1 protein-coding gene is annotated in these 235 nt (G+C 44.3%); it reads right to left on the reverse strand.

Going from position 1 to position 235, the window contains the following annotated elements; translation table 11 throughout:
* On the reverse strand, nucleotides 1–235 hold a 235-nt coding region (locus AYW76_RS18845), incomplete at both ends, for a nitrilase-related carbon-nitrogen hydrolase (RefSeq protein WP_197467867.1).

Here is a 235-nt window from a genome sequence, read left to right on the forward strand (position 1 = left end):
TTTTCCGATAAAGCCTTCAGGTCCAACTATGATGGCCGAGTTGTAGAGTTGTTCAGCCTCGGTTTCGAGCATGCCAGCGATAATATAAGCGGATTTGGCTTGGGCTATTTTTATTAAGGTCTGGGTGGTTTTGCCATATGGGATGTCTTCAGCGAGTTCAATGGCTTGTTGTTTTGAGAGAAACAGGCAACCTGTTGTACATAGTTCTGGGAGTAAAACTAGGTCGAAGTCACTT

Source organism: Marinomonas gallaica (assembly GCF_001639745.1).
Taxonomy (GTDB): Bacteria; Pseudomonadota; Gammaproteobacteria; order Pseudomonadales; family Marinomonadaceae; genus Marinomonas; species Marinomonas gallaica.